Source organism: Kitasatospora sp. NPDC087315 (assembly GCF_044744345.1).
GTDB lineage: Bacteria > Actinomycetota > Actinomycetes > Streptomycetales > Streptomycetaceae > Kitasatospora.
Genome location: NZ_JBIUYD010000009.1, coordinates 157,029 through 168,976 on the forward strand (window position 1 = coordinate 157,029; position 11,948 = coordinate 168,976).

5 protein-coding genes are annotated in these 11,948 nt (G+C 65.8%); 2 read left to right on the forward strand and 3 right to left on the reverse strand.

What is annotated here, in order from left to right; all coding sequences use genetic code 11:
* The first annotated feature begins 1,232 nt into the window (after nt 1-1,232).
* A complete protein-coding gene (locus tag ACIO5D_RS15190) occupies nt 1,233-1,547 on the forward strand; it encodes a tyrosine-type recombinase/integrase (protein ID WP_400795393.1) in 315 nt (104 codons plus the stop codon).
* 98 nt (nt 1,548-1,645) lie between these two features.
* On the opposite strand, the gene ACIO5D_RS15195 is transcribed toward ACIO5D_RS15190, so the two are convergent.
* Nucleotides 1,646-2,155, reverse strand: a complete 510-nt coding sequence (locus tag ACIO5D_RS15195) for a hypothetical protein (protein ID WP_400795396.1) — start codon at nt 2,153-2,155, stop codon at nt 1,646-1,648.
* A 421-nt stretch (nt 2,156-2,576) separates the two neighbouring features.
* Between ACIO5D_RS15195 and ACIO5D_RS15200 the strand changes: the two genes are divergently transcribed.
* The gene (locus ACIO5D_RS15200; RefSeq protein WP_400795399.1) at nt 2,577-3,902 is read left to right on the forward strand and encodes a tyrosine-type recombinase/integrase; all 1,326 of its coding nucleotides are present in this window, start codon (nt 2,577-2,579) and stop codon (nt 3,900-3,902) included.
* A gap of 142 nt (nt 3,903-4,044) precedes the next feature.
* Here ACIO5D_RS15200 and ACIO5D_RS15205 read toward each other — a convergent pair whose 3' ends face one another.
* Both ACIO5D_RS15205 and ACIO5D_RS15210 read right to left on the reverse strand, forming a co-directional pair.
* Complete coding sequence (locus ACIO5D_RS15205) at nt 4,045-4,377, reverse strand: hypothetical protein (RefSeq protein WP_400795401.1); 333 nt, start codon at nt 4,375-4,377, stop codon at nt 4,045-4,047.
* A 17-nt stretch (nt 4,378-4,394) separates the two neighbouring features.
* Nucleotides 4,395-11,942 (reverse strand): polymorphic toxin-type HINT domain-containing protein, encoded by a 7,548-nt coding sequence (locus ACIO5D_RS15210; protein WP_400795404.1) that lies wholly within the window; start codon nt 11,940-11,942, stop codon nt 4,395-4,397.
* Nucleotides 11,943-11,948: the final 6 nt, after the last annotated feature.

Consider the following 11,948-nt stretch of genomic DNA (forward strand, 5'->3'; position numbering starts at 1 on the left):
GCAACATCAGGCAATGATTCATACCGTGCCAGAGCCTCTTCGGGGAACTCCTGGCTAAATTTCCACTCGCCCGAGCCAGGGGAGTACGCTCGAATTACATGACTAATGAATTCGGCATGCTCCGGCGGGAAAAATTCGGGAAATGGCGGGTCAATAGACGGAGCGTGGCCTCGATTACGTCAAGGGACAGGCTAAGAAGCTCACGACTCTCCAGTCTCTCTAGACTTGACCCATAAGGATCGATGGAACAATCCCAAAGCAGTAGCATGTCCCTCACCTTTCAGTAGTGTGCGTCGCAGCTCGGAGTCCGAGCTGCGACGCACAAATCAATCAAGTTTGGCCATGAAATAGCCCTGTGACTATCTGTTCATATCCCGGAGCTGAACGCCTGGATACTGAGTGGCTCTTCCTGCACAATTCTGACGGTCTACACCACACGCTGGACGTGACGATGCGATAATTCCGTCACCTACATACTCGGCTTCGTCTAGCCGCGTCCGACGACGGCCTGCTCCACTCGCCGATGAGCGCCTGGTGCTACTTCCGCGTCGACAAGACCAATCCCCGGGTCAGCATCAGCTCCACCGACTTTCCGCCGTCCGGCACCCCCAACCCCAGCCCGACCAAGTACATGAACGACCAGGGCACCTTCACCATCAACACTGAGGACCCGGCCCCCGGCCCGGGCCTTCAGGCCTCCGGCGTTGCCTGCGTGCGTGTGTCCACGGACCCGACCGCGGTCGTCGGATGGAAGTGCGGTGACAACGGCACCCTGGCACCCGGCAAGCCCTACGACTACCAGCCGCACCAGTGGGGCACCAACACCCTGTACGCCTGGGCCATGGACAATGCCGGCAACTACAGCCAACCGGCCGTGTACAACTTCTACGTGCCCTGGAAGCCCGGCACCCAGCCCCTGTTCGGCGACATCGACAACGACCAGAAGGCCGACCTCGTCCTCACCGACAAGAACGGCGACCTGCGGATCATCGGAGGAACCTCCGACCCCACCGCCTCCACGGCCGCTCCCGCCGCCGCCGCACCCGGCAATCTCAAGTACGGTGCCACCTGGGCCGACTACCAGATCAGCCACCACGGCAGCCTCATTGCCGGGCAGTCCGTCGACCAACTCGTCGTCCACTACACAGGCGCAGCAGCCGAGTTGAAGAGCGTGCTGTACGTAATTCCCAACGACGGCACCGGGCGCTTCGACCAGAACACGCCCATGTCTCTTGTCCGTCCCGCGTGTAACGTGGCACTTCACCGCCCTGCTCCGCCAGGCCAGGCTCCGACGCATCCGGTTCCACGACCTCCGCCACTCGGCGGCCACCCTCCTCCTGGAACAGGGCGTCGAACTCGTCGTCATCAAGGAACTGTTGGGTCATGCCCACATCGGCGTCACGGCCACCGTCTACGCCCACGTCCGCATGCGACTCCAGCGCCAAGCCATCGACACCCTCAGCCAGGCCCTCCGAGAGCCGGCTGCGGGCAGTGCCAAGCCCGACGACGGGCGCGACCCGCCACTTCGTGCAGCGCCCGTCCGCTGACGTTGCCGTCAACCGTTGCCGTCAACACGCCCAGAAGCCCCACCGGATTGCATTCTCCGGCGGGGCTTCTGCACACTCACAAACTCATTTCAACGAGGTCAGCTATCCGCTGGCAGAGCAACCTCAATGCTCCATACGTCCCCAAATCCGGGAAAATCGCCACGGATACACTCGCGGTCGTCGACCACCTGAACGGTCAATCCAAGACCCCTCGACCGAAATACCTTATACCCGTGTTGGACAATCGGAGACTGGATCAGCGCGCCATCCGCAAGTCGATTAAACTCGCACTGTACATCTGACCACGCCGTGTACTGGGAAAACTCTACGCCCATCAGCTCCCGAGCCTCCCCAATGAGGTCAGGAGACGTCGAGAACCTATGGACTTCGACTGAAATCCAGCGGCACTCCCAGTCCGGCTCACCGCCGAATGTGACTTCGAGAAGCCCGTAGTCGCGCCGCATCAGCCGCTTCCCCCGCCTGCCCTGCACGTCATCTACATGATCGAGATGGATGGCCGACTCAACATCGCGCAGTCGCGCGCCCACGCCAAGCCCGAATACCGTACCCGACGACAGGGTTTCAGCAATGAATTCGGCTCCGATCATCCCATTCCCTCCAATGCCTTGATAAGGAAGTTCATCTCAGCAGCTCGACTCTTATCATTACCCCAATTGTGATCATTCATATGCTCCATGGCGGACCGAGCCTTAGTGATCACATCCTGTCGAAGTTCGGGGCTCTTTCTGAGCGTGTCGAGAACCTGCTGAACACTTCGATCCGACGCCATTCCAGTGCGAAGTCGAATCCCCTCTGCGCCAATTCCGCCGTCTCCTGTGGGAAAGATCCGGACCTCATCAGCACCCACGTGCAAATGCGCCCCCTTGGTGGCCCAGTCGGAAGCAACAGGGGATACTCGAACTCCGCAAACATCATTGTGTACTAGGACTGGTGTGGTTCCGGCCAGTACATAGTACGTGTGCTACGCGACCCCTCCCCACCTGCTTTCTCGCAGGTCGAGGCAGCCTGATGACCACCCCCGACACCAACCCCACCCCGACCCCCAGCACCGGCTCGCGCAGGGTCCGCGCCAACGGGGACGGCACTATCTACCAGCGCAAGGACGGCCGCTGGGAAGCCGCCGGATACGTCCTGGCCGTCGGCGACACCCGCAAGCGCATCCGCGTCTACGGCACCACCCGCAAAGACGCACTCGCCAAGCTCACCGAGAAGATCGCCACCAGCAATCGCGGTGTCCCCGCCCCCTCCGCGCAGGGCAGCGTTGGCGCATACCTGGCCTACTGGCTGGAGACCGTCGCCGTCCACCGGCTGCGCGAGAACACCCACACCCGCTACACCGCCTGCACCCGTCTCTACCTCATCCCCGGTCTCGGACGGAAGAAGCTCGCCAAGCTCACCGCCAAGGACGTCCGCACCTGGCTCGATCAACTCTGCACCACCTGCCAGTGCTGCGCACGCGGCCTCGACACCGCCCGCAACCACCCCCAGTGCTGCGCCGTCGGGAAGTGCTGCTCCAAGCGCCTGTCCCCACTGACGCTGGCCTACGTCCACTCCGTACTCAAGTCCGCCCTGGAGCACGCTGTCCGCGAAGAGGAGATCCCCCGCAACGTCGCCCGCAACGTCCGAATGGGCACACCCCGCCCCCGACGCTTCGAACCCCTCACAGCCGCTGAGGCCCGCGCGTTCCTCGCCGCCACCAGCGGCCATCGCCTCCACGCGCTGTTCGAACTCGCCCTGCGCACTGGGCTCCGCAAGGGCGAACTCCTCGGCCTGCGCTGGGAAGACCTCGACCTGGCCGGCGGAACCGCCAGCATCCGCCGCACCCTCCAGCGCACCAACACCGGCGGCTTGGCCGCCCTGCCGACCAAGACCCAGAGTTCCGAGCGCCGCATCGCCCTGCCCACTCCATGCCTGCGCTCCATCGAACAGCACCGCGACCGGCAGCGCCAGGAACGCCAAGCGGCGGGGGCGACCTGGAAGGACAGCGGCTACGTCTTCACTCGGCCCGACGGCGCCCCGATCGAGGGAGCCACGCTCACCCGGCACTTCACCGCCCTGCTCCGCCAGGCCAGGCTCCGCCGCATCCGCTTCCACGACCTCCGGCACTCGGCGGCGACCCTCCTCCTGGAACAGGGCGTCGAACTCGTCGTCATCAAGGAACTGTTGGGCCATGCCCACATCGGGGTGACCGCTACGGTGTACGCCCACGTCCGACTCCGCCTCCAGCGCCAAGCCATCGACACCCTCAGCAACGTCCTCCGCCACCCCGCAGACGACACCGCCGAGCCCGACGGCGGCGACGATCCGCCACTTTGTGCAGCACCCGTCCGCTGATGTTGCCGTCAGCCGTTGCCGTCAGACGGCTCAGCGGCCCCATCGGAAACCATCCGGTGGGGCCGCTGAGTTTATTCAGCTATACCCAGAGTCGCTCCTGCGCTGGGCTAATTTACGATGGCTCGCGCCACCGCAGCAGCGCTCATGGCTCCAATTGTGCGGCGCGCGCCTTCAAGGATTCTGCAGCCTCGTCCCAATCGGGGCCAAAGCAGAGAAGGTCACTTGCGGCCTCCCGCAGCAAGGCCGGATCATCGGGACGCTGCAAGCAGGCGAGCCGATATGCCAGATTGCGAGCCCAAACCGGGAGAGCCATCCAGTCATCCGCCAGCACGTCATGCAATGCCGACAAGATCTCCTCAGGGTCAGCGAACGTGATTTTTTCGATGAAGTCTCGGACGGCATCTGGGATTTTCGGGGTGCCATCCTCGTAAACCGAGAGGATCAACTCCCTCGTCGACTGGGTCAGTTCAGACACAGCCCTCACCTCACTTCTTAGGGATTGAGCCAGTAGGTTGCAACGCGATACACGTTATCGGGAGTCTGGGAAAGCCGATAGCCGACGTTGAATCCGCCCACCTGAATCTGCCTCTCCAATGGGCCGGAAAATCCCGGCGATCCTACGCGTGGCACGACACCTCCATTCGCCATGTGACCATAGGCATCCGAGACGATACCCTGCTCAATTTCGTCCGGCGTAAGTCCAGTGGTCCTCAGGTCGTTTGCCACGCCACCCGGTCCAGTATGTGCACGGTCAAACCCGTGGCCAGTATTAAACTGCCACTGGTCATTACCAACTGTGGCCGAGCGCTTTAGATCCTGACCGGCGCCCTTTGAGGCCCCGTACAGAACCTCGCCGCAACCTGGCCCGGTGTTATGAACGAGCACCGGCGTATTTCCGGCGAGTACATAGTACGTGTGAAGGTCGGCAATCGTAAGATTGTACACGGCTTGCTTCTGCGTCCACCGCTTTACTGCGGCAACCTTTACGATAATACCAGTAGAGGTGTGCAGAGTGTCGCCGGGCTGGAGGTCTGTGGCGTCGACCCAGCGCTCCTGGTTCTCGACCCAGAAGGGGTGATGATCCGTTGCCGTGATTTTTCCGGCGGAGGTGGTTGCGTCATCGTCGATAGCGACCTCAACCAGGTTCTTCTCGCCCTCGCCTCTAATTAGGGCGATGACCGGGCGTGCAGCTGTCGCACCAGACTCCGGGTCGGTCGCAAGAACCTCGTCCCCGAGCTGAATTTCAGAGATTTCCTTAGTGGTGCCGTCTGCCAGAAGGACCTGCGTTTCACCGGTGAATGAATTGGGTCGACATCCCCTCACCCCCCCAAATGGGCCGATATCTGCCGCCCCGTATATGATTTCCTCGGCCACCGCTTGGCCGCAAAGAATGGGATTCATTCCGCAGATTGGCGCCGCAACTACGGCCAGGCTGGCGAAGGAGACGGAGTAGATAATGGCGCAGGTTACTGTGCTATCGCAGCCTCTAGCGTCAGGGTTATTTACGTTGTAGCTACCTGCAACAGTGTGCGGCGACTGAGGGTTGGGCTCCTTTGAAGTGCAGTTGTAGTTCATGCCCATGGCGTAGATGCAGCCATCGGCTTTCCCCGGCTTCGTGGGCTTAAGAGGCGGAATTGGCTTGAGCGGCCTATATGAGGGTGCGCTGTCAAAAAGTCGGTTGAGCGCCGATTCCGAGACGTAGGTACTGGTCTCGGCCGTGTTGTTCATCGTGATAGTGCCGGCCGGCCCGCAGTCGTAGAGCGTGCCGCATTCCTCGGATTTGAGTCCAGTCGGATCGGCGAGGTTGATTGGGTTGTTGTTGCTGTAGGCGTAGCCGTTGATCTGTTGGGGGTCACTGCCGTCGAGGATGGGGTCGACGGAGATGAACCGGCCGGTGATTGGCTGGTATTGGCGGGCGCCGAGGTTGGTGAGGCCGGTGGTCTCGTCCTCGGTTCCGCCGACGAAGCCCTTGGAGCCGAGCCAGCCGCCTGGGGCGGGCTGGGTGCCGCGGGGGTTGCCGAACGGATCAACGGGGCGGCGTGCGGTGGTCAGGGTGGTGAGGTCGAGGCTGACGGTGTTGGTGCCGTGGTGGTCGGCGACCTGGACGGTGAACGATCCGGGAGCGGTTCCGGCGCCTTTGCGGATCATGGTCATCCCGCTGGGGATGGGGTAGTAGCGGGTGCCGGTCTGGGCCTTGGTGACGGTGTCGACGGTCAGTTCGTCGGTGCCGAGGGTGAGGGTGGTGGTGCCGGGGTTGCGGCGGATGAGCTGGTTGCCGTCGGCGTCGTAGAGGTAGGTGGTGGTGGTGTTGGGGGTGGTCCACTTCTGCCCGGCCGGGACGGTGCTGGCGCAGTCGCCGAGGACGAGGGCGGTGTTGCTGGTGGTGACGTTGCCGGGGATGGCGAGGCAGCGGTTGGCGGCGGGGTTGTGGAGGGTGCCGTCGGCGCGGGGGGTCCAGGTCTGTGCGGCGGAGTTGTCGCAGTTCTGGGTCTGGACGGCCGAGCCGGCGGTGGTGCCCATGGCCTGAACGCACTTGCCGAGGACGACGAGGCGGTTGTTGGCGACGGTGTAGAGCTGGCTGCCGCCGCTGGTGCAGGCGTTGATCTGCAGGTTGGTGCCGTTGGCGTTGCTGCCGCCGGCGGTGGCGATGCACTTGCCGCCGTTGCCGGTGATCTGGCCGGGTGCCGTGTGACTGGCGAGTTTGCCTTCGCTGTTCCAGGTGAGGGCGGCGGTGCCGGTGCCGGAGACACCGGTGCGGATGGCGGTGGTGTTGCCGTTGGCGTCGTACTGGGTGGCGCCGTTGGCGGTCGTGGTGGTGCCGGTCTTGACCGTGGAGATGAGCAGGGCGTGGGCGCCGCCGGTGCCGCCGCCGGTGTTGGCCGCGGTGGTCGGTGTGTTGACGGTGCCGGGTGCCGGGAACTGCTGGGTGGTGGTGACGTCCTTGGCTGGGTCACCGAACTGGTCGTGCTGGATCAGCGAGGTGCGGTTGCCGGTCAGGTCGTAGGTGTAGTCCTGCCAGTAGGGGTTGCCGCCGCCCACAGTGGTCTTGGCGGGCGCGACGGCACCGCTGGTGGGGGTGGTGTTGGCGCAGGCCCCCTGGTCGAGGGTTTTGTGCTGGAGCGGGTCGGGGGTGGTGATGCCGCCGGTGTCGGTCCAGGCGGTGGTGAGGCGGCCGAGGTAGTCGTAGGTGAAGCACTGCCGGTCGGTCGCGGGCGGGCTGTTGTCGGGGATGTTGGTGATCGAGGTGATCGAACCGGCGGGGTTGTAGGTGTAGTTGGTCTGCTGCACCGCGCCGGTGACGGAGGTCTGCTTGTCGAGGTACTGGGCGCGGACGCGGCCGGTGGCCTGGTCGTAGTCGGTGGTGGTGACCACCTGGCTGGCCCAGGGGTTGACGGTGGACCGCAAGGTCCGGCCGAAGACGTCGTACTCGCTCTGTACGTCGTACGTCGTCGCGCCGGCGTAGGAGATCATCTGGCCGTAGTCGTTGTACGCGTAGGCGAGTCTGTCCTGCGGGAGGCCGCCGGCGGCGGGCAGCGTGACGAGTTTGGGGTTGCCGGTGATCTGGTCGTACTGGCTGCTGGTGGTGTAGGTGAAGGTTCCTGAGGCGAGCCCGGCCTCGGTGCCCGGGATGGTGAGCGTGCTGGAGGTGGGCCGGTAGCTGTTGTCGTAGCCGGTGACAGTGCTGGTGTATGCCTGGCCGCTGCTTCCGCCGACGTAGCGGGTGGAGGTAGCGGGCTTGGCCTTCATCACGGTGTCGAACGTCCAGGCAGCCAGCTGGTTGTTCGGAGCAGCAGAGCCCTCGTAGAGGCCGGTCTTTCGTCCTGCCAGGTCGTAGGTGTAGGTGAGGACCTGACCCTTGGCGTCGGTGGTGGTGGCCAGCCGTGACGCGGCGTCGTAGGTGCGGCTGCTGGTGCCGGTGTCCGGATCGCTGGCGCTGATCTGGCGGCCTCGCAGGTCATACCTGTACGACCAGGTGTTCCCGACACTGTCCGTCATCCCCGCTCGCTGGCCGGCGGGGTTGTAGGTGTAGCGGGTGACGGCGGCGTCCGCGGCCTGGCTGGTAGCCGTGGCGGTGCGGTACTGCCACAGCTCGGTCGTGCGCCCGCGGGCGTCGGTGATCGTGCCGGTGGGCCAGGATCCCTGCGGCGGGACCACGTCGGTGCGGTCGGCCCCGGGGTAACTGGCGGTGGCCTGGCTCTGGAGAGCCCCGAGGGACCAGAGCGCGGAGACGGTCGGGCGGCCCAGGCCGTCGAAGGTGATCCGGGTCTGGGCGGGAATGGTGCTGTCGGGCGCGGTGACCAGAGTGGTCGACGGCGCGGCGTCCCTGTTGTACCAGGCGGCGCTGCTCGCCCAGGTCCGTCCCTGGGAGTCGTACTGGGTGTCGGTGATCAGACGGCCAGCGTCGCCAGGACCGGCTGGCGAGGTCTGGGTCTGGCGGGTACGGGCGAAGCCGTCGAGCAACGCCACCGAGCGCTTGTAGACGGCGGTGTCGCCGTCCACCATCAAGGTGGAACTGGTGATGGTCGACGGAACGCCGGTGGTGTTGGAGACGGTGTAGGTGAAGGTCTGATTGGCGTTGGGCTTGATGGCCGGAGTCCGTCCGGACGCCCAGACGCCGGTCAGCCGGCCGAGCGCGTCGTAGGTCTCGGTGACGGTCTTGCCATTGGGGTCCTTGATAGTGAGGGGCAGTGAACGGCGCGGCTCCAGTGCGGTGACGGTGTCCCAGCTTCCGGACGTGCCGGGAGCCGGGGCCGAGGTCGTCACCGTGGTTGGTAGCTCTCTCGGGGCAGATGCCGTGTAGACGGTATTGGTGGTGACGCCGCCGGGGTGCTGCGAGTCCGTGCTGTTGGGATCGGTGTTCGACACCACGCGGCCGTACGCGTCGTAGGTGCTGGTGGAGATGGTGGCGAAGACCGCGGCTCCGACGCTGTCGTAGCGGTCCAGGGTCAGGTTGCCGGTTGGGTCCGCCGTGGCACCGGCCTGCTCGTAGGGAAGGCCGTCGTACAGCACCCGGGTCCATGAGACCGTGTTGGCCGAGGTGGCGGAGGCGCCACAGGCATTGCTTCCGGAGACAATCAGGGTCTCGGCGACCAGGTCCGTACGCTGCGGGTCGGGGCCGGTGGCGTAGCCGGTGCGGGTGCACAGGTCGGGCAGGCCGTCGGCCTGGTCGAGCACGGTGAGGGTTCGGTCGGCGTGGGCCGGGTCGCCCGTAGTGGTCTTGGTAGTGGTGCGCCAGGTGTTGTCGGTTTTGCGTGCACGCGTGGTGGTAGTGCTGATTGTGGCGGGGTAGCGGGCGATGAGGTCGGGCAGTCCATTGCCGCGGGCCTGGGTAGCGGTGGTGAATTCGCCGCTGGAGCTGTTGATCACCTGGGCCACGACGGTGCCGCCGGCTTGGTCGAAGCTCTCGGTCTGCAGGGTCTGTCCGGCGAGCCAGTCAGTGTCGGTGGTGTCGCGGCCGAGGGCGTCGGTGAGGTGAACGCTGCGGATGGTGCCGTTCTTACGGGTGTCGCCGTTCATGCCCTGGCGGTAGGTGGCGCGGGTCTGGCCCTTGGGGCCGTCGTTGCCGCTTCCCACGGTGGTGGTGACGGTGGCGAAGCCGCGGAAGTCGCCCCAGGTACGGGCCTTGGCCTCGGTGAACTGGTTGTCGTCCCGGTGCCAGCCAGCTGGGCCATAAGCGTAGTTGGTGGTTTTGGCGGGGGCTCCGGTGGCGAAGTCGTTCTCAGTGAGCGAGGCGACGGTGTAGTGGTTGAACCAGTCGAGGACCGGGTCGGCATCGGCCACGGAGCCGGGCGGGGACCAGCGGACGGGGTAGCAGGCGCGGGTGTTGTCGTCCTCGCCGGCTGGCATCACGTTCTTGACGCGGGAGCAGTCCGGGAGGTTGTAGTCGACGTTGAGGACACCACCGGTCTCGTTGCGGATCTGCTGGATGCGCGCGCGGTTCATCCGCGGCGGTGCCGGCACGAGGTCGGTGCCGTCGACCCGGTTGGGCAGCATCACCGGCGTGAAACTCACCGGAGGGGTGCTGACGGTGGGGCTGGCGGTCTTGCCGGTGCGCTGCACCGAGTCCAGCCACAGCGCCTTCTGGCTCGTGGTTTCGACAGGGTCCGGCGGGGGCTGTTGGTTCGCGGAGCGGTTGGGGTCGGGGAAGGAGTGCTTGAGTTCGTAGGCGTCGACGTCCTGCCAGGCGTTGTTGACCCGTACCTGGGTGCTGATGGAGGTCAGCCGCTTGGTGGTGAAGTAGCTGGGACCGTAGTTGGTGCAGGTGCCGGTGGCCTTGCACTCCTGGTCGACGGGGACGTCGGGCCAGTTGTTCTTGTTGGCCACCGTGCGGTTGACGGGGTCGCAGGCCGAGCCGGCCTCCAGACAGCGCTCGGCGGTGGTGAAGGTGACCCGGGCGGCGGGCTGCAGGGTGCCCTTCGCCGCTACCTGCTCGCTGAGGCGCTGGCCGTAGTCGATCCGCGTGACGGTGTTGGCCCGGGTGTAGGCGGTCAGCGTGCCGTTGCCGTTGTTCTGGACGCCGCCGCGGGAGTAGTGGTTGGTCTCCGGCGCCCAGGTGTAGGTGGTCAGGTTGCCGTGCACGTCGACCACGTAGTCCAGCGAGAGGCGCTGCCACATCTGGCACCAGGACGCCTTGCCCTTGGCCGCGTCGTAGCACCGGTCCCCGCTGTTCGGCGCGTAGACCGGAACGGTGGAGGCGGAGTTGGTGGCCGGGTCGCTCTTGTCACCGCCGGGCAGGTGGTTCAGCCCGAAGTAGTAGACCGTCCCAGAGGTGTCGGTGATCTTCGCGTAGGCGCCGTTGTCGGTGCCGTTGGTCGCGCCGGTGCCGAACTCGACCTTCGTGCCGTCATCGTTCTTCAGCCGCCACACGCCGGTGGCATCGTCCGAGGACACCGCGTCGCTCGACACCCGGACCAGTTGCCCGGAGTGCGAACCCAGCGAGAGGGTGGCGTTGAATCCGGCCCAGCACAGGTCGCCGGAGCCGGTGATCCCGGCCTTGCCACACGGTGTGTAGCTGCGCTCGATGAAACCGGGGTTGAAGTCCCAGCCGTCCCCGATCCAGGACGCCTGCGCATTCGTCGCCGAAGTCCTGCCGTCCACTGACGACGAGTTGTAGCCGAGGGAGACACCAGGAGCCGAGCCGCCCAGCGCTGCCGGGACCTGCACGTTGTAGTTGTAGGTCAGTGCTCCCGAGGGTCCCCCGGAGGCCCAGGCCGATGAAGGCGTGAGGCTGGTGGCACTGTAGGTGCCGCCGCCGCCGGACGGGCTGCTCTCCGCTGCCAGCACCACAGAGGCGCCGGAGGGAGCCGCGACAGCTGCGGCCTTGTGTGAGAGGGGCGAGAGCGATGTTTCGGGGGCGTTCGGGGGGGAGTCCTGCGCTGCGCTCTGGTGGGTCGCCGACAGGTCGATGCTCGCGACCAGGCGCTTCCCGATGGGGTCGTAGCCGGTCGCGACCGGGGTGCGGACCAGACAGGATGGCACCTGCGGGGTGGTTAGCGCACAGGCTGGCATGGTCACCAGGCGGCCGCGCGCGGCAAAGTCCGTGCCGGTCTCGGCGTCGAGTGCGGCGGTGTCAATGCCGACCTTCACCGCCGTTGCGACGGCCGGTGCGCTGACAGAACTATCGGCCTGTGTGGCGGTGTCGGCCGACGGACCCGCGCTCAGGGACAGCAGGAGCCCGTCGACACCTGCGGCGTCGGCGATCTGTGTCTCGGGCTTCACCACGGTGACCGAGCGTGCGGTTTCTTCCTTTTCCTGAGCGGCACTGACCCAGACCGGCAGCGCGCCGACCTGTGCCGCGGTCTCGGTGAGCTCGGCCGTGGCGGTTTCCTGCTTGGCCGGCTTGCGTGCGGGCGCCGCCTTCGAGCTCGCGGGCACAGGGCTGTGCGGGGCCGTCTCGACCGGCTTCGCCGCAGCTTCGGCCTTCACCGACGGGGTACGGGGCAGCGGGGTGCCGGGCGGTGACCACACCCGGGAGAAGTCAGGGGTGGCCGCCACGGCCTGCGAGGCCACCGGCCCCAGCAGCGAGGCGATCACGGCCATGCCGAC